The sequence below is a fragment of the Mycobacterium sp. SMC-2 genome (assembly GCF_025263485.1).
Classification (GTDB): Bacteria; Actinomycetota; Actinomycetes; order Mycobacteriales; family Mycobacteriaceae; genus Mycobacterium.
This window is the reverse complement of record NZ_CP079863.1, coordinates 4,433,298-4,459,079: the sequence shown is the minus strand read 5'-3', so window position 1 is coordinate 4,459,079 and position 25,782 is coordinate 4,433,298. Positions and strand designations below refer to the sequence as shown.

At 66.6% G+C, this 25,782-nt stretch carries 17 protein-coding genes, 1 tRNA gene and 1 pseudogene; 12 read left to right on the top strand and 7 right to left on the bottom strand.

Features of this window, described 5'->3' with window-relative positions; genetic code table 11:
* Positions 1–23: 23 nt before the first annotated feature.
* Positions 24–920 carry a class I SAM-dependent methyltransferase gene (locus KXD96_RS20850; protein WP_260739415.1) on the top strand — a complete coding sequence of 299 codons (897 nt, stop codon included), beginning with the start codon at positions 24–26 and terminating at the stop codon, positions 918–920.
* 425 nt (positions 921–1,345) lie between these two features.
* Positions 1,346–2,272 carry an alpha/beta fold hydrolase gene (locus KXD96_RS20845; protein WP_260739413.1) on the top strand — a complete coding sequence of 309 codons (927 nt, stop codon included), beginning with the start codon at positions 1,346–1,348 and terminating at the stop codon, positions 2,270–2,272.
* A 37-nt stretch (positions 2,273–2,309) separates the two neighbouring features.
* On the opposite strand, the pseudogene KXD96_RS20840 reads toward KXD96_RS20845, so the two are convergent.
* Together KXD96_RS20840 and KXD96_RS20835 are read right to left on the bottom strand one after the other, a co-directional pair.
* Positions 2,310–2,479, bottom strand: a pseudogene (locus KXD96_RS20840) (IS481 family transposase); the annotation flags it as partial.
* Between the two features lie 95 nt (positions 2,480–2,574).
* Positions 2,575–2,648: transfer RNA gene (locus tag KXD96_RS20835), tRNA-Arg, on the bottom strand.
* 187 nt (positions 2,649–2,835) lie between these two features.
* On the opposite strand from KXD96_RS20835, the gene KXD96_RS20830 reads away from it, so the two are divergent.
* From KXD96_RS20830 to KXD96_RS20810, 5 genes are all read left to right on the top strand, one after another.
* Positions 2,836–4,083 carry an alpha/beta hydrolase gene (locus KXD96_RS20830; RefSeq protein ID WP_260739411.1) on the top strand — a complete coding sequence of 416 codons (1,248 nt, stop codon included), beginning with the start codon at positions 2,836–2,838 and terminating at the stop codon, positions 4,081–4,083.
* A 115-nt stretch (positions 4,084–4,198) separates the two neighbouring features.
* A complete protein-coding gene (locus KXD96_RS20825; RefSeq protein ID WP_260739409.1) occupies positions 4,199–5,668 on the top strand; it encodes a wax ester/triacylglycerol synthase family O-acyltransferase in 1,470 nt (489 codons plus the stop codon).
* On the top strand, positions 5,665–7,404 hold the full coding sequence (locus KXD96_RS20820; protein ID WP_260739407.1) for an HAD-IB family hydrolase/lysophospholipid acyltransferase family protein: 1,740 nt from the start codon (positions 5,665–5,667) through the stop codon (positions 7,402–7,404). The genes KXD96_RS20825 and KXD96_RS20820 overlap by 4 nt, the downstream gene beginning before the upstream one ends.
* Positions 7,401–9,758: a glycerol-3-phosphate 1-O-acyltransferase gene (locus tag KXD96_RS20815; RefSeq protein WP_260739405.1), complete on the top strand. Its 2,358-nt coding sequence runs from the start codon at positions 7,401–7,403 to the stop codon at positions 9,756–9,758. The genes KXD96_RS20820 and KXD96_RS20815 overlap by 4 nt, the downstream gene beginning before the upstream one ends.
* Positions 9,759–9,787: 29 nt before the next feature.
* Positions 9,788–11,824 (top strand): cytochrome c oxidase assembly protein, encoded by a 2,037-nt coding sequence (locus KXD96_RS20810; protein WP_260739404.1) that lies wholly within the window; start codon positions 9,788–9,790, stop codon positions 11,822–11,824.
* A gap of 325 nt (positions 11,825–12,149) precedes the next feature.
* On the opposite strand, the gene KXD96_RS20805 is transcribed toward KXD96_RS20810, so the two are convergent.
* Together KXD96_RS20805 and KXD96_RS20800 are read right to left on the bottom strand one after the other, a co-directional pair.
* The gene (locus tag KXD96_RS20805; RefSeq protein WP_260739402.1) at positions 12,150–13,451 is read right to left on the bottom strand and encodes a type II toxin-antitoxin system HipA family toxin; all 1,302 of its coding nucleotides are present in this window, start codon (positions 13,449–13,451) and stop codon (positions 12,150–12,152) included.
* A complete protein-coding gene (locus tag KXD96_RS20800) occupies positions 13,441–13,743 on the bottom strand; it encodes a helix-turn-helix transcriptional regulator (RefSeq protein WP_260739400.1) in 303 nt (100 codons plus the stop codon). Before KXD96_RS20800 ends, KXD96_RS20805 begins: the two co-directional genes overlap by 11 nt.
* Before the next feature lie 278 nt (positions 13,744–14,021).
* Between KXD96_RS20800 and KXD96_RS20795 the strand changes: the two genes are divergently transcribed.
* The 5 genes from KXD96_RS20795 to KXD96_RS20775 all read left to right on the top strand — a co-directional run bounded on the left by KXD96_RS20795 (position 14,022) and on the right by KXD96_RS20775 (position 22,292).
* Positions 14,022–14,501 (top strand): single-stranded DNA-binding protein, encoded by a 480-nt coding sequence (locus KXD96_RS20795; RefSeq protein WP_260739399.1) that lies wholly within the window; start codon positions 14,022–14,024, stop codon positions 14,499–14,501.
* A gap of 80 nt (positions 14,502–14,581) precedes the next feature.
* Positions 14,582–16,258 (top strand): energy-dependent translational throttle protein EttA, encoded by a 1,677-nt coding sequence (gene ettA, locus KXD96_RS20790; protein WP_260739397.1) that lies wholly within the window; start codon positions 14,582–14,584, stop codon positions 16,256–16,258.
* A gap of 120 nt (positions 16,259–16,378) precedes the next feature.
* Positions 16,379–21,220: an NAD-glutamate dehydrogenase gene (locus KXD96_RS20785; RefSeq protein ID WP_260739393.1), complete on the top strand. Its 4,842-nt coding sequence runs from the start codon at positions 16,379–16,381 to the stop codon at positions 21,218–21,220.
* Positions 21,217–21,630, top strand: coding sequence for a thioesterase family protein (locus KXD96_RS20780; protein WP_260739392.1), 414 nt, complete (start codon positions 21,217–21,219; stop codon positions 21,628–21,630). The genes KXD96_RS20785 and KXD96_RS20780 overlap by 4 nt, the downstream gene beginning before the upstream one ends.
* Entirely contained in the window at positions 21,618–22,292 is a 675-nt protein-coding gene (locus KXD96_RS20775) for a hypothetical protein (RefSeq protein ID WP_260739389.1), read from the top strand. The genes KXD96_RS20780 and KXD96_RS20775 overlap by 13 nt, the downstream gene beginning before the upstream one ends.
* A gap of 29 nt (positions 22,293–22,321) precedes the next feature.
* Here KXD96_RS20775 and KXD96_RS20770 read toward each other — a convergent pair whose 3' ends face one another.
* The 3 genes from KXD96_RS20770 to KXD96_RS20760 all read right to left on the bottom strand — a co-directional run bounded on the left by KXD96_RS20770 (position 22,322) and on the right by KXD96_RS20760 (position 25,755).
* On the bottom strand, positions 22,322–23,335 hold the full coding sequence (locus KXD96_RS20770; protein ID WP_260745478.1) for an FAD/NAD(P)-binding protein: 1,014 nt from the start codon (positions 23,333–23,335) through the stop codon (positions 22,322–22,324).
* Between the two features lie 93 nt (positions 23,336–23,428).
* On the bottom strand, positions 23,429–24,058 hold the full coding sequence (locus tag KXD96_RS20765; RefSeq protein ID WP_260739387.1) for a DUF5134 domain-containing protein: 630 nt from the start codon (positions 24,056–24,058) through the stop codon (positions 23,429–23,431).
* A gap of 128 nt (positions 24,059–24,186) precedes the next feature.
* Positions 24,187–25,755 (bottom strand): glycoside hydrolase family 13 protein, encoded by a 1,569-nt coding sequence (locus tag KXD96_RS20760; RefSeq protein WP_260739386.1) that lies wholly within the window; start codon positions 25,753–25,755, stop codon positions 24,187–24,189.
* Between the last annotated feature and the right edge of the window lie 27 nt (positions 25,756–25,782).

The following is a 25,782-nucleotide window of genomic DNA, read 5'->3' as shown; positions in this document are numbered from 1 at the left end:
TAATTCGAGATCAAAGGTTACAAATGGCCCGAGCCGAAAACGACCGATGGGACTTGAAGTCGAGCGTGGGCGCCACCGCGACGATGGTGGCCGCCCAGCGGGCGTTAGCACATCGCGACAAGCTGATCGATGACCCATTCGCCGAGCCGCTGGTGCGAGCCGCGGGTCACCACTACTCGATCCGGCTCGTTGACGGCAGCATTGAGTCCCAAGAGGATCCGGAATCCACCGTGCGGCGATCGGTCGACGCCATAACGGTGCGCACCCGATTCTTCGACCGGCTGTTCAACGATGCGGCTGCGTCAGGCGTGCGTCAGGCGGTGATTCTCGCGGCGGGACTGGATACCCGCGCCTACCGATTGTGGTGGCCTAAGGAAACTGTCGTCTTCGAACTGGACCAGCCCGCAGTGATCGACTTCAAGACCGCTACGCTGGCCGATCTGCATGTAAAACCAAGGGCGGTCCAGCGAGCCATCGGTATCGATCTTCGCGACGACTGGCCGAAGGCGTTATTAGACAATGCCTTCGATCGCAGCAAGGCGACTGCCTGGATCGCGGAAGGTCTGTTGATCTATCTGCCGCCCGAAGCGCTGGGCCGCCTGTTTGAGAACGTAACCGAGCTCAGCGGGCCGGGAAGCACGATGGCCACCGAGTACGTCCCCGACATGAGCGTGTTTTTTGGCGCACGCGCCCAGAGCGTTGCCGAGCAAATGAAGAAGTCCGGCCACGACCTCGATGTCGCCGACCTCATCTACCACGGCGAACGCAGCCACGTGATCGAGCACCTTGGCCGGTTGGGCTGGCAAGTGTCCTCACAGACAAGCAAAGAGCTCCTTGAAGCTGACGGCTTCTCATACCCCGACGACGAGGATGCCGTACCGTTCGGCAACGCCAACTATGTCACCGCGATGCTGCTATAGGGCTAGCAACCAACCATCATTCGGTTTCGCGCAGACCTCGCGAATGTTTCTTCCGCCTCATCGGTCAGCATTCTCAGCCCCGATGCCATTGGCGGCTCGTCGAGCTAACCGGAGCCGAGATGCCGCAGCGGCAGTCGGCTTTCCCGAGCAGACACATCCGAGGACGTCGGTGCAGCCGTCCTGTACTTCGCGACATCGGCCACGACTGTGTGCATTCGGCCATGTTGTGTTTCCAGTTGTCTGCGACTCAAACGGCCGTAGAGTTCTCGGATCCCCACAAAGATGAGAATGGCGCGAGGTTAGCCCTTGACACTGTGGCTACAGTGTTGTAGAAAACTCGACATCTGTGACTAAGGGCGTCCTCCGCACATGCGGGTCGCCGCACCGAAGTGACTGGATATCAGGTGCCCACAGCGTCGTATGCGATGTCGCTCCCTTCCGCTGGAAGCGAGCCAGCTTCCGAGCGGTCCGATGTCTCTGCGATTAGCAGCGGTTGGTTTGGTCAGAAGACACCGCTTGAGGCGCGCTGGGCCGCCGTTGAGCGTCAGGACACTCCACTACTCGTATGCCTGCACGGTGGTGGTTACGACAACCGCTACTTTGACGCGCCACGTTGTTCACTGCTGTGCCAGGCAAGCGCGGCGGCCTTCGGTGTTGTCTCGCTTAGCCGACCCGGATATCCCGCTGACGACGATTCTGCGCGCCGCCAGCCGTCCTTCTCGCAGGCGGCGGAGATAATCGCCGACGTCGTCACCCATATTTGGGACCAATTGGGCGAAGGCCGTCCGGGCATTGTGCTGATTGGGCACTCGATCGGCGCGGCGATCGCCATCCACGTCGCAGCGAAGAAGGTCTCCTGGCCGCTGATTGGGCTGGCGATCTCCAGTGTTTGCGACTCACTTGCGCCCGTCGTGGTTGAGCTGATCGGGCAGCTGCCCACCGACGTCGCTTTGAGCATGCCGGGCGATCTTATCCGCCCGCTCTTCTACGGCCCGGACTGGACCTTGAACACGACGACCCTGGCCGACGTCGCGGATCTGCCGGTGAGCACCCCATCGGCCGACCTCGTGGAACTGAACACCAGCTGGGCAGATGACCTACCGAAAGTCGCCTCCCGCGTTGAGGTTCCGCTGCACTACGTGCTCGCCGAGTTCGACGGGCTTTGGGAGACATCAGCTGAGCGGGTCGCCACCATCGCCGGCCTATTCTCCCGAGCGCCGTTTGTGGAGGCATCGTTTTGGCGCGGCGTCGGACACAACATTGAACATCACCGGCTCGGCGAAGCCTACGGACGGGCCGTGCTCGCTTTCGCTGAACGCTGCGCAGTCGAGACAGATCGACCGAAGGCTTAGTCGGACGGCACCCACGCTTCTGGGTCAGTGGTCAGGCCTACTCGCGGGTGCGAAAGGCCCGTTGGTTTCTTACCTCGCCGCGGCTGGTGTGCGCGGCGGTCTTGGACAACCGGTCGCCGATCGCAACAGCTCTGCGTCGAAGTGCACATCGCAGCGGGCCCCGGCGTAGTGGGCTCCGACGCAGACCTGCGGCCAGTCAGGCGTCACCTAAGCCGAAATGGCAAGCATCAGCCGAAAACGCCGTCAGGCAGCACCCGAAGACGAAATGTCACGCATCCACCGAGGTCATACACACTGGCCAGTGCCCCCGGCACGACTCGAACGTGCGACCTAGGGATTAGAAGGCCCTTGCTCTATCCACCTGAGCTACGGAGGCGTTGTGCAGGTCAGTCTATTCCAACGGCGTGTCGCGACACGACTCGCCGCCGCCACGCGCGCGAAAAGCGTTCCGGCCCCGCGGTTATCAGTTATGGTGGTGACCCTCGACACACGTAGAACACCGGCCGGTCACCGGCCGTTTACCGCAACGAGGCGTGTGCATACCGTCGAGGGGTGGCGTTGCTATGAGCGTGACCATGCACTTGACTTCACGGTGCTCGTGGGCCGGTACCCAGGCAGCACGCCTGGCGGCCGACGCGATGGACGTCTACCGGGCCGGCACGCTGTTGCTGCGCGGTTCGCCGCTCGCGGTCGGCTTCGTCGCCGGCTGGCTTGCCACGGAGTTTCCCCCGCACGTCCTGACCGGCCACGCGTTGTCGCGGGTTGCGCACCCGTCCATCGGCCGCGTCGGCACCACCTGGGCGGCGCAGCGGGCCGATCGGGCCCTCACCGCCGCGCTCGAGCAATCGTTCGGACCGGGCTTCCGTGAGCAGGTGTGCCACCCGGCCAGCGACAAGACCGTCTGTGCCCCGCCCGGCGGCGTGTTGAGCAGGCCCGGGCCGCACCGCCGGTACGCGGCGCAGACGTCCAACATCTCCTACGGCCCCGGAGGACGCGACAACCTGCTCGACATCTGGCGGCGCGACGATTTGGCGCCGGGTTGCCGGGCGCCGGTGCTGATTCAGGTTCCCGGTGGGGCGTGGACGGTCGGCGATAAGCGGGTGCAGGCCTACACGCTGATGAGCCGCATGGCCGAACTCGGCTGGATCTGCGTCTCGATCAACTACTGCAAGAGCCCGCGTTCCACGTTTCCCGCGCACCTGATCGACGTGAAAAGGGCGATCGCATGGGTCCGGCAAAACATCGCCGACTACGGCGGTGATCCCGACTTCATCGCGATCACCGGCGGATCGGCGGGTGGCCACCTGGCTTCGCTGGCGGCGCTGACCCCGAACGACCCGGCGTTCCAGCCCGGATTCGAGGGCGCCGACACGACGGTTCAGGCCGTCGCGCCCTACTACGGCGTCTACGACTTCACCGACTTCGACAACATGCACGAATTGATGCTGCCGTTTCTGGAGCACTTCGTCTTGAAGGCCCGCTACGCCGATCACCCCGAGCGGTTCATGGCGGCGTCCCCGGTCTCCTACGCGCACAGCGACGCGCCGCCCTTCTTCGTGCTGCACGGCGAGAAGGACGAACTGGTTCCCAGCGGCCAGGCGCGGGCCTTCTGCGCGGCGCTGCGCGCGGCGGGCGCTGCGACGGTGGCCCACGCCGAACTCGCGAACGCGCACCACGCGTTCGACATCCTCTCCACGGTTCGGTCGCGCCTGGCCGCCGACGCCGTCTCGGACTTCTTGGGTGTCGTGTACGGCCGGCGCGTCAGCTCGCTGCTGGACGCGGTCCCGCTGGCGGCCACCCCTGCGAGCTGACTCGCACCGCGACCGCTCCTTTCACCAGCGCGGCAACCCGGCTAGCGTTGTGTTGGCGAAGGTTGGTGGGTCCAAGGCAGGAGGCTTGAGCGACGGTGACAGGATTGACGCGTCCGTGAGCGAATCCGTCGAGGTCGTGCAGTTATCCGATCAGCTCGGACCGGTCGACTATCTGATGCACCGGGGAGAAGCGAATCCCCGCACCCGGTCGGGCATCATGGCGTTGGAACTCCTCGACACCACGCCGGACTGGGACAGGTTCCTGGCCCGATTCGAGAACGCCTCGCGGCGCGTGTTGCGGCTGCGGCAGAAGGTGGTCGTGCCGACGCTGCCGACGGCATCGCCGCGCTGGGTGGTGGACCCCGATTTCAACCTCGAATTCCATGTGCGCCGGATGCGGGTGGCCGAGCCCGGCACCCTGCGCGACGTGTTCAACCTCGCCGAGGTGATCCTGCAGTCGCCGCTGGACATCTCCCGACCGCTGTGGACGGCCACCTTGGTCGAGGGTCTGGCCGACGGGAAAGCCGCGACGCTGCTGCACGTCAGCCATGCGGTCACCGACGGCGTCGGCGGGGTGCAGATGTTTGCGGAAATCTATGACCTCGAGCGCAACCCGCCGCCCAAGCCGACGCCCCCGCTGCCCATCCCTCAGGACCTCACGCCCAATGACTTGATGCGGCAAGGCATTAGCCACCTGCCCACCGCCGTGGTCGGTGGCGTCCTGAGCGCAGTGTCCGGGGCGGTATCGGTGGCCGGACGGGCGGTGCTGGAACCGGCGTCGACCGTGTCCGGGATCGTGGGTTACGCCCTGTCCGGGATGCGGGTGCTCAACCGGGCGGCCGAGCCGTCGCCGCTGCTGCGGCGGCGCAGCCTGGCCACCCGCACCGAAGCGATCGACATCCCGCTCTCGGATCTGCACCGGGCCGCCAAGGCCGGCGGGGGTTCGATCAACGACGCCTACCTCGCCGGCCTGTGCGGCGCCTTGCGGCGCTACCACGAGGCGCTCGGCGTGCCGATCAGCACGCTGCCGATGGCGGTACCGGTGAACCTGCGGGCCGAAGCCGATACGGCCGGCGGCAACCGGTTCACCGGCGTCAACCTGGCCGCACCCGTGGGCACCCTCGATCCGGTCTCGCGGATGAAGAAGATCCGCGCACAGATGACGCAGCGCCGCGACGAGCCCGCCATGAACATCATCGGTTCCGTCGCACCACTGCTCAGCGTCCTGCCGACCGCGGTCCTCGAGGGCATCACCGGCTCGGTCATCGGCTCCGACGTGCAGGCCAGCAATGTCCCGGTGTACCCCGGAGACACCTACATTGCCGGTGCAAAGGTGTTGCGGCAGTATGGCATTGGCCCACTGCCCGGGGTGGCGATGATGGTGGTGCTGATCTCGCGGGGCGGGTGGTGCACCATCACGGTGCGTTACGACCGGGCGTCGGTGCGCAACGAGCCGCTGTTCGCCCAATGCCTGCTGGAGGGCTTCGACGAAATCCTGGCGCTCGCCGGTGACGGGGCGACCCGCGCGGTGCCCGCTTCCTTCACCGAACCGGCGACCTCGGCACGAACGGCGGCCGGCTCATGAGCGCCCCGAAAGATCAGCGAGACGACGGCGGAACGCCCGGGGACATGCGGTTGCCGGGCTCGGTCGCCGAAATCATGTCCAGCCCACCGGGTCCCAGGATCGGGGCGTTCTTCGACCTGGACGGGACACTGGTGGCCGGCTTCACGGCGGTGATCCTCACCCAGGAGCGGCTGCTGCGCCGTGACATGGGTGTGGGCGAGCTGCTCGGCATGGTCCAGGCCGGGCTGAGCCACACGCTGGGGCGCATCGAGTTCGAAGACCTCATCGGCAAGGCCGCCGCCGCGTTGGCCGGCCGCGTGCTGGACGACCTGGAGGAGATCGGTGAGCGGCTGTTCGTGCAGCGGATCGAGTCGCGGATTTACCCGGAGATGCGCGAGCTGGTACGGGCGCACGTCGCGCGCGGGCACACCGTGGTGCTCAGCTCGTCGGCGCTGACCATCCAGGTCAACCCGGTGGCGCGGTTCCTCGGCATCTCCAACATGCTCACCAACAAGTTCGAGACCACCGAAGACGGCATCCTCACCGGCGGTGTACAGAAGCCGATCCTGTGGGGGCCGGGCAAAGCCGCTGCGGTGCAACGGTTTGCAGCCGAGAACGGCATCGACCTGCAGGACAGCTACTTCTACGCCGACGGCGACGAGGACGTCGCCCTGATGTATCTGGTCGGCAACCCGCGTCCGACCAATCCGGAGGGCAAAATGGCCGCCGTGGCCAAGCGCCGCGGCTGGCCGATCCTGCGGTTCAACAGCCGCGGTCCGGTGGGTCTGCGGCGCCAGCTGCGCACCCTCGCCGGCTTCGGCTCGATGTTCCCCGTCGCCGCCGGCGCCGTGGGCATCGGGGTACTGACCCGCAACCGGCGCCGCGGCGTCAACTTCTTCACCTCGACCTTCTCCCAGCTGTCGCTGGCGATCGCCGGCGTGCACCTCAACGTCATCGGGGGGGAGAACCTGACCGCGCAGCGCCCGGCGGTCTTCATCTTCAATCACCGCAACCAGGTCGATCCGGTCATCGCCGGCGCGCTGGTGCGCGACAACTGGATCGGCGTGGGCAAAAAGGAGCTGAAGAAGGACCCGATCATGGGCACGCTGGGCAAGCTACTCGACGGCGTGTTCATCGACCGCGACGATCCCGTCGCCGCGGTGGAGACGATGCGCGAGGTGGAAGACCGCGCCAAAAAGGGGCTGTCGATCGTGATCGCCCCGGAAGGCACCCGGGTGGACACCACCGAAGTCGGGCCGTTCAAGAAGGGCCCGTTCCGCCTCGCCATGGCGGCCGGAATCCCGATCGTCCCGATCGTGATCCGCAACGCGGAGCTCGTCGCCGCCCGCAACTCCACCGTCATCAATCCCGGCACGGTCGACGTCGCGGTATTCCCGCCTATTTCGGTGCAGGACTGGACCGTCGAGAACCTGCCCGAACGCATCGCCGAGGTCCGGCAGCTGTATCTCGACACGCTGGCCAACTGGCCCGTCGATGAGCTACCCCAGGTCGACCTGTACGCGGAAAAAAAGGCGGCGGCCAAGGCCAAGACGTTGGCGAAAAAGACTGCCGCCAAAGCCGTTTCGAAGGCGCCGGCAAAGAAAGCGCCGGCGAAGAAGGCCGCACCGAAACGCCGGCCAGCCAAGGCGAATCCCCACGAGTCCCAGGTCGCTCTCAAAGACGGTGAGGCACAACGGCCCACCGAAACGACCGCCGTTGCCGAACCGCCGCAATCCCCGCCCGAAGGGCGAAGGTGACCGAACCGGCCGCGGATACCACCGCAGTCCTCACCGGCCGAGACTCGCTGGTGTTGGCGGCCATGGCCTCGCCGGTCGAGAGGGAACTGGTAACGGCCTGGATGGCCCAACAGCGGGCCGACAAGCCGGAGGCGAGATTCGACGTCCTGGACCTGCCACGGCCACACGCGCCGCCCGACGCGCTGAGCGCGCTGATCGGGCAGCTCGAGGCCGGTGGCGGCGCCGACGACGACCGTTCGGTCGTGCCGGTGCGGGTGTTCTGGCTGCCGCCGCCCGATCGCGGCAGGATCGCCAAGCTGGCCGGCCTGCTCCCGGGTCGGGATCCCTACCACCCCAACGAACGCCAGCAACTGCAGATCATGCGTAACGCTCCCGAGCGGGCGCGGGTGGTGGCCGGGGAACCGGCGAAAGTCTCCGAACTGCGCCAGCAGTGGCGCGACACCACCGTGGGTGAGAACGAGACCGACTTCGCCCGATTCGTCATCCGCCGCGCGCTGTTGGCCCTGGAGCGCGTGGAGTACCGAATCCTGGGGCCGCACTACAAGTCTCCGCGCCTGGTCAAGCCGGAGATCTTGGAGTCCAGCCGATTTCGTGCCGGGCTGAAGAAGATCCCCGGCGCAACCGTCGAGGAGGCGGGTGGGATCCTCGACGAACTCGCCACCGGCTGGAGCCGGGTGTCCGTCGACCTCGTCGGTGTCCTCGGCAGGGCGCTCAGCCGCGGGTTCGATCCGGACATCGACTACGACGAATATCAGATCGCGGCCATGCGCGCCGCGCTGGAAACCCATCCCGCGGTGCTGCTGTTCTCGCACCGGTCCTACATCGACGGTGCGGTGATCCCGGTGGCGATGCAGGAGAACCGGCTGCCCCCGGTGCACGTGTTCGCCGGTATCAACCTGTCGTTCGGGGTGATGGGGCCGCTGCTGCGCCGGTCCGGCGCCATCTTCATCCGGCGCAACATCGGCGATGACCCCCTGTACAAGTACGTCCTGCGCGAGTACGTCGGCTACATCGTCGAGAAGCGGTTCAACCTGAGCTGGTCGATCGAGGGGACGCGTTCGCGGACCGGAAAGATGTTGCCGCCCAAGCTGGGTCTGCTGTCCTATGTGGCCGACGCGTACCTGGACGGCCGCAGCGAAGACATCTTGCTGCAGCCGGTGTCGATCGGATTCGATCAGCTGCACGAGACCGACGAGTATGCCGCCTACGCCCGCGGCGGCGAGAAGACGCCGGAGGGCGTCGTCTGGCTCTACAACTTCATCAGGGCGCAAGGCGAACGCAACTACGGCAAGATCTACGTCCGCTTCCCCGAAGCCGTTTCGATGCGCCAGTACCTCGGCCCGGCGCACGGCCCGCTGATCGACGACCAGGACGCCAAACGGCTTGCGCTGCAGAAGATGTCGTTCGAGGTCGCGTGGCGGATATTGCAGGCGACACCGGTGACCGCGACGGGTCTGGTGTGCGCGCTGCTGCTGACGACCCGCGGTGCGGCGCTGACGCTCGGCCAGCTGCACCACACGCTGCAGGATTCGCTCGACTACCTGGAACGCAAACAAATCCCGATGTCGACCAGTGCATTGCGGCTGCGCTCGCGCGACGGGGTGCGGGCGGCGGTTGACGCGTTGTCGAACGGGCACCCGATCACCCGGGTCGACGGCGGCCGGGAGCCGGTGTGGCTCATCGCCCCCGACGAGCAGCACGCCGCGGCGTTCTACCGCAACTCGCTGATCCATGCCTTCCTGGAGACCTCGATCGTCGAGCTCGCGCTGGCACACGCCCGTCACGCCGAGGGCGACCGCATGAAGGCCTTCTGGGATCAGGCGATGCGGCTGCGTCACCTGCTCAAGTTCGACTTCTACTTCGCGGACTCGGCGGCGTTTCGGGACAACATCGCCGCGGAAATGGCCTGGCACGACGATTGGGAAGCCCACGTCACCGCGGGCGGCGACGAGATCGACGCGTTGCTGTTCGCCAAGCGTCCGCTGATGGCCGAGGCGATGCTGCGGGTGTTCTTCGAGGCCTACGAGATCGTCGCCGACGTGCTGCGGGACGCGCCGGCCGGCGTCGGCCAAAAGGAATTGACGGAGTCGGCGCTCGGCGTGGGCCGCCAATACGTGGCGCAGATGCGGGTTCGCAGCAGCGAGTCGGTGTCGACGTTGTTGTTCGCCACCGCGTATCAGGTCGTCGTCGATCAGGACCTGATCGCGCCCGCCCCGGACCTCGCCGAGCGTCGGACCGCTTTTCGGGAAGAACTCCGGATGATCCTGCGGGATTCCGATCACGTCGGGCGGATCGCGCGCGACCAGTTCGTCTCCCGCGACGTCAGGGCCCGTCAGGAGCGCCTGGCTCGGTAATCACCGGTCCGGGCCCATACCCTGGCTGTATGACGGTCGATCGGTCGGTGACCACAATGCGTGCGCCGGCGTGGCCGCTGCTGGTCGGTGTCGCGCTGCTGGCGGGTTGCACCGCGGCCGGTATCGGGGCGCTGGCGCTGGCCGACGCGCTGACCGCGACGGGCTTGCCAAACCCGGGTCCGGCGACCACGCTGGGGCTGCCGTTCGTCCGGGCGGCGGGGGAGATCGCCGCGGTGCTGGCCGTCGGGTCGTTCCTGTTCGCGGCGTTTTTCGTGCCACCGCAACGCAGCGGCGTCCTGGACGCCGACGGCTATCGGGCGCTTCGGCTGGGGACGGTGGCGTCGGGCGTCTGGGCGGTGTGCGCGGCGCTGCTTGTACCGCTGACGATTTCCGACGTGTCGGGTCGACCGCTGGTCGCGCTGCTCAACCCGGTGCGGATTTGGTCGGTGGCGGGCCTGGTCACCACCGCCTCCGCGTGGCGCTGGACCGCGGCACTTGCGGCCCTGGTGATGCTGGCCAGCCTGTCGGTGCTGCGCTGGTCGTGGACGCCGCTGCTGCTCGCCGGCTCGTTGCTGACGCTCATCCCGTTGGGACTGACCGGCCACTCGTCGGTCGGCGGGTCGCACGACCTGGCGACCAACAGCCTGCTGATCCACCTCGTGGCTGGCGCCCTGTGGGCCGGCGGCCTGCTGGCGTTGGCCGCCCACGGGCTGCGCGGAGGGGGGCACGTCGCCCTGGCGGCGCGGCGCTTCTCGGCGGTCGCGCTGTGGTGTTGGGTCGCGATGGCGCTCAGCGGCGTGGTGAACGCCGTGGTGCGCGTGCCGCTCGCCGACCTGTTGACCACCGATTACGGGCGCCTGGTGGTGGCCAAGTTCGTCGCGCTGTGCGTGCTCGGGGTCATCGGCTGGCGCCAGCGGCGCTCCGCGGTCGCCAGGCTGCAAACGGAACCGGGCCATCCCGAGGCGCGACGCGCCCTGCTCCGGCTGGCGCTCGCCGAGGCCGCGGTCTTCGGCCTCACCTTCGGCGTCGCCGTCGGGCTGGGCCGCACCCCACCACCACCGCCGCCGAGTCGGCTGCCCTCGATTCCCGAGGCCGAGATCGGCTACGACTTCGCCGGGCCGCCCACCCCGGCGCGCATTCTGTTCGACTGGCGCTTCGACTTGATCTTCGGCAGCGCCGCGATCGTCTTCGCCGCCCTGTACGTAGCCGCCGTAATGCGCCTGCGCCGCCGCGGTGATGCCTGGCCGCGCGGCCGGACCGTTGCCTGGCTGCTTGGCTGCCTGACTTTGCTGTTCGTCACCTCGTCGGGCGTCGGTCGCTACATGCCGGCGATGTTCAGCGTCCACATGGTCGCTCACATGGGCCTGTCGATGCTGGTGCCCATCCTGCTGGTGCTCGGCGCCCCGGTGAGCCTGGCCCTGCGCGCATTGCCCGCCGCCGGGCGCAACGACCCGCCCGGGATGCGGGAATGGGTGTTGGCCGCGCTGCACAGCCGCTACTCGCGCTTCGTCACCAACCCGCTCGTCGCCACCGTGCTCTTCATCGCCGGTTTCTACGGGCTGTACCTGTCGAGCCTGTTCGACACCGCCGTGAGCAGCCACGCGGGACACCTGGCGATGAACGTGCACTTCCTGCTCAGCGGCTACCTCTTCTACTGGATCGTCATCGGGGTCGACCCCACCCCACGCCCGATCCCGCCGCTGGCCAAGGTGGGCGTGGTCTTCGCGTCCTTGCCGCTGCACGCCTTCTTCGGGGTGGTGCTGATGGGCACCCGCACGGTGCTCGGTGCCGACTATTACCGCTCGCTCGGATTGAGCTGGCACACCGACCTGCTCGGTGACCAGCGACTGGGCGGCGGCATCGCCTGGGCGGCCGGCGAGGTGCCGTTGGTGATCGTGATGCTGGCCTTGCTCGTGCAATGGGCCCGCAGCGACGACCGCACCGCCCGGCGGCTCGACCGCGCCGCCGAACGGGACGACGATGCCGAGCTGGTCGCCTACAACGCGATGCTGGCCGAATTGGCGCGCCGGGAAACGCCGGGGCGTAGCGGTGGCCCGCGAGCGTAACGGCACTGCGAAATCCGCGGCGAATTTTCGCGGTGAGGTTACGCTCGCGCGCCGGGACGCGACCGACGTCGACGCCCGTGGTGTCATCGTCACCATGCGCGGCAGCGACTTCGCTTCTTTGCACCCGCTGCCCGTATCGATGAGGACCCAGTGACTGCGTCCGCGAATTGGCCTGCAACTCTGCGACGGCCGGGTCGACCTGACCGGTCGCGCGGTCACCATCACCCGCGGCCGGCTGGCGATCTGAGCCAATACGGCTGCCCCGGTTCGGTAAAAACGAACCCGGACCCGGGAAGTCGGGACGCGTACCGAAATGCGGCGGCTTTTACGGGCAGGTGTCGTCCAAGGTGGAGTCGGAATCTCCAGACGTCAAAGACGCTGTCGGCCACGAGCAGCGGGTCCACATTTGATCGAGGTTTGACTTGACCGACTCGGCTCCCGGTGGAAGTGGGACGCGTCCGACCGAGCCGTACACGCGCTCCATGCATGACTGCACCACCGCACGTGCTCGCCGCACCCCCATGCCCCAGGATGCGGCTTCGGCGGCCAGGTCATCGACATTGATGTTGTCGATCCTGGTCTTACCGTTGATCACATGGCCCGTGCTTTTGAATGCGGGGTCCAGGTACATCACCGGCGCGGCATCGTAGAGCGGGGCCAGCGAAACACTGCCATCGCGGCTGATCATCACCGAATAGTTTTTGGAGTGCGCGTCAGCGTTACCGATCACCACGTTAAACGTCACAGCCTGCAGCAACATCAACCGAAACCCATCGGGGTCCAGCGCCCTGGGTGCGGCCAGGCGCGCTATGCGACGGAGCCTCGAGCCCAAACGTGCTGCTTCGCTGGTGCTTTCGTACTTGGCCTGAGGATCGAGACCCAGCGCCTGACAGAAATCCTCCTGATGCAGGCGGTAGCCTTCAGGGCTTCGGTCATAGCGGACAACGACAATCGCCTCGCGCCCTTCGAACCGCTCTAAACGCGACTCCGCAGCGGTTATGCCCGTTCCCCGCGCCACCCGTAGCGCCCAGTCCTCCGTCTGGATGAGATGCTTCACCGCGCCGCCCACTGGCTCGGGCTTGATGATGTGCGTCGAGGCCGCGCCCGCTTCGGGCCAGCCCCATCCTCCGTCGGGGAGAGCTACCAACAGCACTTTGTCCTGAATGCCGGCCAGCGATGCCTGTGGTGTGGTGCCCTCGGGGAGGTGGTAGGTCGGCAGGTCCGCGATAAGACTGTCGACCTCCTGCTTGGTCAACCGGCGGACTCGACCGGCACTGGGCTTTGCTTCCGCGGCGAGAATCTGGACAGCGCCGGCACATTCGGCGCCGACCCGTTCTAATAGCGTCATCGTGTCGTTGACGGGTACGCCGGCTTCTGTGGCGATGTGACGGCGCAGGTTGCCCTCCGGCAGAAGACCTTCGATGAACGCCGACACCTGCAACGCGCCGTTCCTGTCCCGGATTGGTTGGGGTGATATGGGCAAAGCCAAAGAGAGGACTCGACTCCCTTCGCCGAATGTGTCGAGCGCCTCCTCGGTGAATTCCAAATGCAGGCGGAATCGGCGTGGCTCGGTCAGCCTCGCGATGCGCACGCCGTACAACCAAACGTCAAGTGCCTTACGTGCCATCGATCACCGCCACGCGGGAAAACTTCGGCACCAGCGCGAGTGCGATCCCGCACTCCGATAGCGCGCGCAGCGCTATATCGACGCTGACAGATTCCCCCCGCTCAAGGCGGGAGATGGTCATACGAGTGACCCCGATACGGTCAGCGAGCTCACCCTGGTGAAAGCCCCGAGCCTGGCGCGCGCGTCGCAGGTGTTCGCCGAGTTCGACGGTGTCGTACACGAGCGCGACAGGGCGATGATTCATATTTCGATCATACCGTTCACATGCCGAAATGATCAATATTTCAATCATATGATCACAGCTTATGAAATGATCGCTATTTCGATCATCGTGGCCAAAGCCCCTCGTGATCGAAATATGTAGCACGTCCCTTACAAATAGCTCGTGATGGAACGCGCCCTGCACCAGCCCGCGCCCGATCCACAGTCACGGGTTTCTCCACAGGGGCCGCAGGTGGACGTCGTCTCAATGCGGAACCCGTCTGTGGTGCCGGGCTGAATGGCGATCGGATAGGGCGGTGATGCGGTCACCGCGCCAAGAGAGAAATGAAACCGAGAAGGGATCAGCCAATGTTCGAAACCCCGCTTACCGTGGTCGGCCACATCGTCAACAACCCCGAACGCCGACAGGTCGGCACCCAGGAGGTCATCAAGTTTCGCGTCGCCAGCAACTCCCGGCGGCGCACCGCCGACGGCGGCTGGGAGCCGGGCAACTCGCTGTTCATCAACGTCAATTGCTGGGGCAGGTTAGTCACTGGCGTGGGTGCCGCGTTGGGTAAGGGTGCGCCGGTGATCGTGGTGGGCCAGGTCTACACCAGCGAGTACGAAGACCGGGACGGCAACCGCCGGTCGTCACTGGAGATGCGTGCCACCTCCGTCGGGCCCGATGTGTCCCGCGCGATTGTGCGCATCGAGAGGCCGGGCTATACCGGTCCGACTGCCGGTGATGCGACCACACCCCCGACGGACGCGACCGGCGCAGGTGAGGGCGCCGATGTCGACGGCAGCGTCGAGGCCGCCGCAAAGGGACCGCTGCCGCTGTCGGCTTAGCTGCGGGATCCGGCCTCCCGCCCGGTGCCTAGGATGGTCGGCGAGAACTCTCTCAAAAACCAGAAAGGCACAACCGCGGCATGGCTGAGTTCATCTACACGATGAAAAAGGTCCGCAAGGCGCACGGCGACAAGGTGATCCTGGACGACGTCACGTTGAGCTTCTACCCGGGCGCCAAGATCGGTGTCGTCGGCCCCAACGGCGCCGGCAAGTCGAGCGTCTTGCGGATCATGGCCGGGCTGGACAAGCCGAACAACGGCGAGGCCTTCCTGGCCACCGGCGCCACCGTCGGCATCCTGCAGCAGGAGCCGCCGCTCAACGAAGAGAAGACGGTGCGCGGCAACGTCGAGGAGGGGCTCGGTGAGATCAAGGTCAAGCTGGACCGCTTCAACGAGGTCGCCGAATTGATGGCCACCGACTACTCCGACGACCTGATGGAGGAAATGGGCCGGCTGCAGGAGGAGCTCGACCACGCCGACGCCTGGGACCTCGATTCGCAGCTGGAGCAGGCGATGGATGCGCTGCGCTGCCCGCCGCCGGACGAGCCGGTGACGAATCTGTCCGGCGGTGAGCGGCGCCGCGTGGCGCTGTGCAAGCTGCTGCTGTCCAAGCCCGACCTGTTGCTGCTCGACGAGCCGACCAACCACCTGGACGCCGAAAGCGTGCAGTGGCTCGAACAACACCTGGCCGCCTACCCGGGCGCTGTGCTGGCGGTGACCCACGACCGGTACTTCCTGGACAACGTCGCCCAGTGGATCCTCGAGCTCGACCGCGGTCGCGCGTACCCGTACGAGGGCAACTACTCGACCTACCTGGAGAAGAAGGCCGAGCGCTTGGCCGTACAGGGCCGCAAGGACGCCAAGCTGCAAAAGCGGCTGATCGAGGAGCTGGCCTGGGTGCGTTCGGGGGCCAAGGCGCGGCAGGCCAAGAGCAAGGCGCGGCTGCAGCGTTACGAGGAGATGGCCGCCGAAGCGGAGAAGACGCGCAAGCTCGACTTCGAGGAGATCCAGATCCCGGTGGGGCCGCGGTTGGGCAACGTGGTCGTCGAGGTCGAGCACCTGGACAAGGGGTTCGGCGGACGCACCCTGATCAAGGACCTGTCCTTCACCCTGCCGCGCAACGGCATCGTCGGCGTCATCGGCCCCAACGGGGTGGGCAAGACCACGTTGTTCAAGACCATCGTCGGCCTCGAACAGCCGGACAGCGGCACGGTGAAGGTCGGCGAGACCGTCAAGCTCAGCTATGTCGACCAGTCCCGCGCCGGGATCGACCCCAAGAAGACCGTGTGGGAAGTCGTTTCCGACGGCCTCGATTACATCGAGGTCGGCCAGAACGAGATCCCGTCGCGCGCCTACGTCTCGGCGTTCGGGTTCAAGGGTCCCGACCAGCAGAAGCCGGCCGGCGTGCTGTCCGGTGGCGAGCGCAACCGGCTGAACCTGGCGCTCACCCTGAAAGAAGGCGGCAACCTGCTGCTGCTCGACGAGCCGACCAACGACCTCGACGTCGAAACGCTGGGCTCGCTGGAGAACGCCCTGGAGAAATTCCCGGGCTGCGCGGTGGTGATCTCCCACGATCGCTGGTTCCTGGACCGCACCTGCACCCACATCCTGGCGTGGGAGGGCGACGAGGACAACGAAGCCAAGTGGTTCTGGTTCGAGGGCAACTTTGGTGCCTACGAGGAGAACAAGATCGAACGGCTCGGCGCTGAAGCGGCGCGGCCGCACAGAGTGACCCACCGGAAGCTCACCCGCGACTAGTGTCAACTGCGCACGTCCCGACGATGCGGCCCCGACGGCCGCTTGGGGCGTCTCCCGGCTGCGCGGGGGGAGTGGGCGGTTGAACGCAGTGGCACTGGTCACTAGTTGGGAGCCATCGGCATGACGATCGATCCCGGAGCCAAGCAGAGCCTCAAGCCGTGGACCGCCTTCTCCCGGCGGCAGGACATTCCGGACTGGATCGCCAAGGCCTACATCGAGAGCTATCGCGGCCCGCGCGCCGGCGAACCGGGGGTGGAATCGGGTCCTATCGACCTGACCGTCCCAACCACCATCCTGACTCCGGCCATGCTGGGCGCCCACTATCGGCTGGGTCAGCGCCGTCCTTCGGGCCAGAGCAAGGTCGCCGTCTACCCCCCGGACGACCCCGCCGGATTCGGGCCCGCGCTGCAAGTCGTCACCGACCACGGCGGCATGCTGATGGACTCCGTGACCGTGCTGCTGCACCGGCTCGGCGTGCCCTACGCGGCCATCATGACGCCGGTGTTCGAGGTGAACCGCAACCCGGACGGCGAGCTGGTCGGCGTCCAACCGAAACCCCCCGGCGCCCCGCAATACGTCGGCGAAGCGTGGATACACGTGCAGCTGCTGCCGTCGGTCGACAGCAAGGGACTCGCCGAGGTCGAACGGCTGCTGCCCAAGGTCCTGTCAGACGTGCAACAGGTCGCCAGCGACGCCGGCGCGTTGATCGCCGCCCTCAGCGGTCTGGCCGCGGAGGTCGAAACCAACGCGCAAGGCCACTTCTCGGCCCCCGACCGCGACGACGTCGCGGCCCTGCTGCGCTGGCTGGGTAACGGCAACTTCCTGCTGCTCGGCTACCAGCGCTGCCACGTGCACGACCGTCTGGTCTCCGGCGACGGGTCACCCGGCCTGGGCGTCCTGCGCGTCCGCACCGGTTCCCGCCCCCGGTTGACCGACGACGACACGATGCTGGTGTTGGCGCAATCGGTCGTCGGCAGCTACCTGCGCTACGGCGCCTACCCGTACGCCATCGCGGTTCGCGAGAACGTCGGCGGCGAAGAGGGCGTGGTCGAACACCGCTTCGTCGGGCTCTTCACCGTCGCCGCCATGAACGCGGACGTCTTGGAGATTCCGACGGTCTCGACCAGGGTGCGCGAGGCGCTGGCCCTGGCCGACAGTGACCCGATTCACCCCGGCCAACTGCTGCTCGACGTCATCCAAACCGTTCCGCGTTCGGAACTGTTCACGCTGAGCGCCGAACGGCTGTTGGCGATGGCAAAAGCGGTGGTGGATCTGGGATCCCAACGGCGGGCGTTGTTGTTCCTGCGCGCCGACCGGCTCCAGTACTTCGTTTCCTGCCTGGTCTATCTGCCCCGCGACCGCTACACCACGCAGGTGCGGCTGCAGATCGAGGACATCCTGGTCCGCGAGTTTGGTGGTACGCGACTGGAGTTCACCGCCCGCGTCAGCGAATCACCATGGGCCCTCATGCATTTCATGGTCCGGCTGTCTGAAGACGCGGGACCGGTCGACGTCTCCGAGGACAACCGGGTCCGCATCCAGGGGCTGCTGAGCGAGGCCGCGCGAACCTGGACAGACCGGTTGATCGGCGCGGCCACGGGCGGCCCCGTCGGACAGTCCGACGTCGAGCACTACGCGACGGCGTTCTCCGAGGTCTACAAGCAGGCCGTCAGCCCGGCCGATGCCATCGAGCACATCGCCATCGTCCAAGAGCTGCAGGACAATTCGGTCAAGTTGGTGTTCTCCGAACACGGCGCGGATGGGGCCGCCCAGCTGACATGGTTCCTGGGTGGGCGCACCGCTTCGCTGAGCCAGCTGCTGCCCATGCTGCAGAGCATGGGGGTGGTGGTGCTCGAGGAACGACCGTTCGCCGTGACCCGCCCGGACGGGCTGCCGGTATGGATCTACCAGTTCAAGATTTCGACGCAGCCCACCATCGCGCCCGCGACGACACCCGCCGAGCGCGACGCGACCGCACAGCGATTCGCCGACGCGGTGACCGCGATCTGGGAAGGCCGGGTCGAGATCGACCGGTTCAACGAGCTGGTCATGCGCGCACAGCTGACCTGGCAGCAGGTCGTGCTGTTGCGCGCTTACGCGAAATACCTGCGGCAGGCGGGCTTTCCCTACAGCCAGTCCTACATCGAGTCGGTGCTGGGCGAGCACCCCTCGACCGCGCGGTCTCTGGTCGCCCTGTTCGAGGCGCTTTTCGATCCGCGGCCGTCGGACTCGTCAACCAACCGCGACGCACAGGCGGCGGCGACCGCCGTCGCCGCCGACATCGACGCGCTGATCAGCCTCGACACCGACCGCATTCTGCGCGCGTTCGCGTCACTGGTTCAGGCGACGTTGCGCACCAATTACTTTGTGACGCGCGAGGGTTCGGCCCGCGCCCGAAATGTGCTGGCCCTCAAGCTCGATGCTCAGCTCATCGACGAGCTGCCGCTGCCGCGCCCCAAGTACGAGATCTTCGTCTATTCGCCCCGCGTCGAAGGCGTGCACCTGCGGTTCGGCCCGGTGGCCCGCGGCGGGCTGCGCTGGTCGGACCGCCGCGACGATTTCCGCACCGAGGTCCTCGGACTGGTCAAGGCGCAGGCGGTTAAGAACGCCGTCATCGTGCCGGTCGGGGCCAAGGGCGGCTTCGTCGTCAAGCGGCCGCCGCTGGCGACCGGCGATCAGGCGGAGGATCGCGAGGCCACCCGCGCCGAAGGTGTCGCCTGCTATGAGCTGTTCATCTCCGGATTGCTCGACGTCACCGACAACGTCGACCACGCAACGAAAAAGGTCAACCCGCCGCCCGAGGTGTTACGGCGGGACGGCGACGATGCCTACCTGGTGGTGGCCGCGGACAAGGGCACCGCCACCTTCTCCGACATCGCCAACGACGTCGCGAAGTCCTACGGATTCTGGTTGGGCGACGCCTTCGCGTCCGGCGGATCGGTGGGCTACGACCACAAGGCCATGGGCATCACCGCCAGGGGCGCGTGGGAGGCCGTCAAGCGACACTTCCGGGAGATGGGTGTCGACACCCAGGCCGAGGACTTCACGGTGGTGGGCATCGGCGATATGAGCGGCGACGTGTTCGGCAACGGCATGCTGCTGTCCAAACACATCCGATTGATCGCCGCCTTCGATCACCGGCACATCTTCCTCGATCCCGACCCCGACACCGCGTCCTCGTGGGAGGAACGCAAGCGGATGTTCGACCTGCCGCGGTCCAGCTGGGACGACTACGACAAGTCGTTGATCAGTGAGGGCGGTGGGGTGTACAGCCGCGAACACAAATCCATCCCGGTCAGCCCCCAGGTGCGCGATGCGTTGGGCATCGACGGCGACATCACCGAAATGACCCCGCCCAACCTGATCAAGGCGATCTTGCAGGCGCCGGTCGATCTGCTGTTCAACGGCGGCATCGGCACCTACATCAAGGCCCAATCCGAGTCCGACGCCGACGTCGGCGACCGCGCCAACGATCCCGTCCGGGTCAACGCAACTCAGGTGCGCGCCAAGGTGATCGGTGAAGGCGGGAACCTGGGGGTGACCGCCCTGGGCCGCGTCGAGTTCGATCTGTCGGGTGGGCGCATCAACACTGACGCGATGGACAACTCCGCCGGTGTGGACTGTTCGGACCACGAGGTCAACATCAAGATCTTGATCGACTCGCTGGTCACCGCCGGCAGGGTCGACCCCGGCGAGCGCAAAGAGCTGCTGGAGTCGATGACCGACGAGGTCGCGCAACTGGTGCTCACCGACAACGAGGATCAGAACGACTTGATCGGCATCAGCCGCGCCAACGCGGCCAGCCTGCTGCCGGTGCACGGCAGGCAGATTCAGTACCTGGTCGACGAGCGAGGGCTCAACCGCGAATTGGAAGCGCTGCCATCGGAAAAGGAAGTCAACCGGAGGTGGGAGGCGGGCATCGGGCTCACCTCGCCCGAGCTGTGCACCCTGATGGCGCACGTCAAACTCGGCCTCAAAGAGGAGATGCTGAACACCGAACTGACCGAGCAGGACGTGTTCGCATCCCGGTTGCCCCAATACTTCCCGACGCCGTTGCGGGAACGGTTCACCCCGGAGATCCGCACCCACCAGCTGCGCCGCGAGATCGTCGCCACCATGCTGATCAACGACCTGGTCGACACCGCGGGCATCACCTACGCGTTCCGAATCACCGAAGATGTCGGCGTGGGGTCCGTCGACGCGGTGCGGACCTACGTCGCCACGGACGCCATCTTCGGCGTGGGGGATATCTGGCGGCGGATCCGCGCCGCGAATCTGCCCGTCCCACTGTCGGACCGGCTCACGCTGGACACCCGGCGGCTGATCGACCGCGCCGGACGCTGGCTGCTCAATTACCGTCCACAGCCGCTGGCCGTCGGCGCCGAGATCAACCGGTTCGCCGCGAAAGTCAAAGACCTCACTCCCCGGATGTCGGAGTGGCTGCGCGGCGACGACAAGGCGATCGTCGAGAAGGAAGCCGCCGAGTTCTGCTCGCAGGGCACGCCCGAGGATTTGGCGTACACGATCGCCGCCGGTCTGTACCGCTTCAGCCTGCTCGACATCATCGACATCGCCGACATCAATGACATCGACGCCGCCGAGGTGGCGGACACCTATTTCGCCCTGATGGACCGGCTGGGCACGGACGCCCTGCTGACGGCGGTATCCGAGCTGCCCCGAAACGACCGCTGGCATTCCCTGGCGCGCTTGGCGATTCGCGACGACATCTATGCCTCGCTGCGGTCGTTGTGCTTCGACGTGCTCGCCGTGGGGGAGCCCGACGAAAGCGGCGAGGAGAAGATCGCCGAGTGGGAGCACCTGTCGGCATCGCGGGTGGAGCGGGCCCGCCGCACCCTCATCGAAATCCAAGAAAGCGGGGAGAAGGATCTCGCGACGCTTTCGGTGGCCGCGCGCCAGATCCGGCGGATGACCCGCACCAGCGGGAGAGGATCGTCTAGTTGAGCATCGGCTTCGTCGCCCCCGTACCTGTGCGCTGGTCGGACATCGACATGTATCAGCACGTCAATCACGCGACCATGGTCACGATCCTGGAGGAGGCGCGGGTCCAGTTCCTGCGCGAAGCATTCGAGGTCGACATCTTGACCATCGGATTGCTGATCGCCGAAGTCAAGGTGACCTACAAAGGTCAACTGCGGCTGGTCGATTCGCCGCTGCAGGTGACGATGTGGACCAAGCGGTTGCGGGCGGTGGACTTTACGCTGGGCTACGAAGTGCGCTCGGTCAGCGCCGCCCCCGAGTCTAAGCCCGCCGTCATCGCCGAGTCGCAGCTGGCCGCCGTTCATATCGAGGAGGAGCGCTTGGTGCGGCTCTCCCCACACCATCGGGAGTATCTGCAACGGTGGATTCGGTAGTAGTCGACCGCGGGCTCTGGTTGGGGCCAGCCGACCGGGCCGCCCAGCGCAGGGATCTGGCCGCGTTCGTCGACTACGCGCTGCGCCTCGACGACGCCGCCGTCATTCGCCTGCGGACTCGACCGGCCGGCCTGCTGACGGCCTGGGTGGCAACGGGTTTCGACGTCCTGGCCAGCCGGGTGGTCGGTGGCGAAGTGCGGCCCGATGATCTGTCGGTGGGCGCGGACGCCCTGGCGCGCGGCCTGTCCGCGATGGACGACTCGGGCTACGTCGATCCCGGCTTCGCGATGGACTCGGCGTGGCGGGGGGCGTTGCCGCCGGACTCCGGCTTCACGCACCTCGAGGACATACCCGCCCGGGTGGTCCTCGAACTGGCGCAGCGTGGTGCGCGACTCGCCAAGGAACACGGCAGTTCGCACGGCCCGCCCGTGTCCCTGCTGGACCAGGAGGTCATTCAGGTGAGCTCCCCCGAGGCCAGCGTGGGGCTGCCCATGCGGTGTGTGTTCGCCTTGACGGCAATGGGTTTCCTGCCGCAGTCACCGGATGCCGTCGGCGCGGACGAAATGATCCGCGTCCGGGTCCTGCCGACCTGGTTGCGCATCGATGCCCGGTTCGGCTCCGTGTACCGACGCCGCGGAGACCCCACGCTGCTGCTGCGCTGACGCATCGGCCGGCCCGACCTCGCTCGCGATCACGTCCCGTACATCATCCACAGCGGCAGGACCGCGTCCAGGTGATCCATGAACTTCTTGAGGCCCACGCGGTATTGCCCGTAGCCATACGGGTCTTCGGCGTAATCCGGAAATGCGATGCCCAGCCCGAACAGGCCGGGGGCAAGGATTCCGTTCATCCGGTTGTATTGCAGCGGACCCCACTGCGGCGTCTCGGGCAGCCTCCGCGGCTCGAAACCGACGGTGTAGATCACGTGGTCACATTCGGCGACCTTCGCGTCGAATTCCGGGCTAAAGACCCAGCAGCGCTCCAAGCGTTCCGGGTACACCCCGTCGATGTTCTCGCGGGCCCACACGGCGGCTCTTCCCTTGAGCCCGGTGTCGTCGAACAGTATCCAATCATCCAGATAGACAGCGTATTTGAGCGGGCTGCGGTAAAAATTGATCACCTTGGCGACCGGAAGCCGTAGCAGGTGCGGCAACGCGATCATCGACGAGTGCGACGAGCCGAAGACGGCAACCGTCGCGCCTTCGAGCGGCACCTCGGCGAGCTTGTCGGCATCAAGGGCGACCTCGACCGGAATCTCGTCGATGGGATAGTCGAGCCTCTTTGGCACCGCACCGACGGCGAGGATGACGTTGTCGGAGGTGAGTTCCGGGTCCTGCGTCTCGATCCACCACTGCCGTCGCCGCAGCGACAGGGTGGTCGCGGTCGTCTCGAACACGTGCACCCGATGGCGCAACTGTGCGGTGACCCACACCAAGGGGTCGGCGACCAGGGCGAGGGCGCAGGTTTCCTCCGGGTCGACTTCGGCCAGCGGCATGGGCGGGGCCTGTGAGAACCGAAACGCCGCAGAACCATTCAAGTAACTCAGGAAAGTCCCGGCAATGGTGTTGCTGGACACCGAACGCCACTTACCGCCCAAGTCTCCTGCACCGAAGGCCGGGTCGATCCAGGCGATCTTGTCAGGCGGTACGCCCTGATCGAGCAGCCTCCCCACGGCAGCAATCCCCGCGGGCCCGGCTCCGATCACTGTCCACGCGTAGGTCGCCATGTACTAGGTATAGAGCAGCGACGAGCCAAGCGCAGAATAGGACGGTTGGCCGAACCGCTCGGGCCGATCCGCTCAGATGATGTCGGCGAACATCAGCGCGGCGCCGGCGGCGGTCACCGTTTGAGTCATGATTTGCGCGTACGTCGGTCGAACGGTGCGCGGCATCGGCTTCGTCCAGCGCCCGGTGATCCAGCGGTACGCCCAGTAGATCGCCACCGCGGCGAAGCCCAGGGCCGCGATCCAGTTCACCCTGTCCACCCAGTCCGCGGTCTGGGGCATGTGGTGTGCCGCATGCTGCATTTCGGATGCTGCCCCGGGTGAGGCCATGTCCATCGCCTCGCCGCCCGAGTGACCCGACCGGCCCGGCAGGCCGCCATTCATCACCCCGTACATCCACGCCATCGCCACCATCATCACGGCGTAGTAGTAGTTCGTCAGCCGGCCCTCGACGGCCCAGGGCGCGTGGCCGGCGATGCTGACAAACCAGGCGCCGCCGAGTGAAAAGCACATCGTCGCCGCTACCGTCGGAAGGGTCATTCCCACACCCCAAGCCATCAAGATCATCACGGCCGACATCGCCAGATGTATCAGCTGGCTCACAACGCTTGTCCAGCAGCGGCGCTGGGCGACAAGGAAATACGCATAGGCTGCGAAGCTGACGGCGAACAGCGCCGTCACCACCCATCGCAACGCGTTATCCACCTACCCGCCTTTCGCTCCCGACCACATCTCGGCCACGACACGACAGTACCCCCACAGGGTATCTACTCCCGAATCGACACCCCCAGGTAGTCATGCGAAAGCGACTACTCCGCCGTGCCTTTGGGCGCTCAGGCCAGCCAGGCCGCGGCATCCGGCGCGAGTTTGCCGCCGATCAGCGGCGCACTGGCCACGATGAGCTCGCCCGGCGGCAGTGGTATTGGTCGGCGGCCCGCGTTCACTGCGCACACCGCCCCGCCGCCGCGGCGCCGAAAGATCAGCGCATCCCGTGGTGCGTCCAACCAATCGATCTCTTCGCCATCGAATTCGGTGTGCTCCTTGCGCAATTTGATGACGTGCCGGAAGAACGAAAAGGTGGAGTCGGGGTCCGACATCTGCCGCTCGACGGTAAGCGTCGCCCATTCCCGCGGCATCGGTAACCACGTGTCCGGCGACGAGGAGAACCCGAATGGGGGAGCGTCGCCCGACCACGGAATCGGGACTCTGCACCGGTCGCGGCCGCGCTCGGTATGCCCGGAGCGTTCCCACGTCGGGTCCTGCAGCACCTCGTCGGGCAGCTGCACGTCCGGCAGCCCCAGCTCTTCGCCGTTGTAGACGAACACCGCGCCCGGCAACGCCAGCATCACCATCGCCATCGCGCGCGCCCGGCGCAGCCCGGTCTCGCCGTCGCCGTAACGGGTGACCTCGCGTCCGACGTCGTGATTGGACAGCGTCCACGTCGGTGTGGCGTTCTCGATGGCGGTGGCCGCCAGTGAATTCTCGATCGCGTCGTGAATCGCGACCGCGTCGAAGTCGATCCGCGCCAACCGGAAGTTGAAGCCGAGATGGAGTTCGTCGGGCCGCAGGTACTCCGCCCAGCGGATGTTGTCGGTGACCCAGACCTCGCCGACGGTCATTGCCCCGGGATAGTCGTCGACGACCGACCGAATGCCGCGGTGGATGTCGTGCACGCTGGGGTGATTGAAGCGCGGGTCGTCATCGTTGTGGTGCAACACCCTGCTGTCGCCCTTGGCGTCCGGCAGGCCGGGCGGTTTCGCCATGCCGTGCGCCACGTCGATGCGGAAGCCGTCGACGCCGCGTTCCAGCCAGAACCGCAGCGTCTTCTCGAAGTCGTCGAAGACCTCCGGGTGTTCCCAGTTCAAGTCGGGCTGCTCGGCGTCGAAGAGGTGCAGGTACCACTGACCGGGATTGCCGTCCGGTTCAGTCACCCGCGTCCACGCCGGCCCGCCGAACACCGACTTCCAGTTGTTCGGCGGCAGCTCGCCGCGGGAGCCGCGCCCGTCGCGAAAGAAGTAGCGCTCGCGCGCGTCGGTGCCCGGACCGGCCTCCAGCGCGGCCTGAAACCAGGGATGCGCCGAACTGCTGTGGTTGGGCACCACGTCCATGGTGATCTTGATGCCTCGTTCGTGGGCCGCCGCCACCAGCCGCTCGAACGCCGCCATCCCGCCGAACAGCGGGTCGATGTCGCGCGGATCCGCGACGTCGTAGCCGTGGTCGGCCATCGGCGAGACGGTGACCGGGTTGAGCCAGATCGCGTCGACACCCAGCCGTTCGAGGTGTTCCAGCCGGGCCGTGAGACCGTCCAGATCACCGACCCCGTCGCCGTTGCTGTCGGCGAACGACCGCGGATACACCTGGTAAAAGACCGCGTTTGACCACCACGGCTTGGAGGAGTTCATTGGACCCCGCTCGGTTTCGTGGGCCGA

Excerpts from the sequence above, each read along its gene's own strand:
- KXD96_RS20850 (WP_260739415.1), top strand. The coding sequence starts at position 24 with ATGGCCCGAGCCGAAAACGACCGATGGGACTTGAAGTCGAGCGTGGGC.
- KXD96_RS20845 (WP_260739413.1), top strand. The coding sequence starts at position 1,346 with ATGTCGCTCCCTTCCGCTGGAAGCGAGCCAGCTTCCGAGCGGTCCGAT.
- KXD96_RS20830 (WP_260739411.1), top strand. The coding sequence starts at position 2,836 with ATGAGCGTGACCATGCACTTGACTTCACGGTGCTCGTGGGCCGGTACC.
- KXD96_RS20820 (WP_260739407.1), top strand. The coding sequence starts at position 5,665 with ATGAGCGCCCCGAAAGATCAGCGAGACGACGGCGGAACGCCCGGGGAC.
- KXD96_RS20810 (WP_260739404.1), top strand. The coding sequence starts at position 9,788 with ATGACGGTCGATCGGTCGGTGACCACAATGCGTGCGCCGGCGTGGCCG.
- KXD96_RS20805 (WP_260739402.1), bottom strand. The coding sequence starts at position 13,451 with ATGGCACGTAAGGCACTTGACGTTTGGTTGTACGGCGTGCGCATCGCG.
- KXD96_RS20800 (WP_260739400.1), bottom strand. The coding sequence starts at position 13,743 with ATGATTGAAATATTGATCATTTCGGCATGTGAACGGTATGATCGAAAT.
- KXD96_RS20795 (WP_260739399.1), top strand. The coding sequence starts at position 14,022 with ATGTTCGAAACCCCGCTTACCGTGGTCGGCCACATCGTCAACAACCCC.
- ettA (WP_260739397.1), top strand. The coding sequence starts at position 14,582 with ATGGCTGAGTTCATCTACACGATGAAAAAGGTCCGCAAGGCGCACGGC.
- KXD96_RS20785 (WP_260739393.1), top strand. The coding sequence starts at position 16,379 with ATGACGATCGATCCCGGAGCCAAGCAGAGCCTCAAGCCGTGGACCGCC.
- KXD96_RS20760 (WP_260739386.1), bottom strand. The coding sequence starts at position 25,755 with ATGAACTCCTCCAAGCCGTGGTGGTCAAACGCGGTCTTTTACCAGGTG.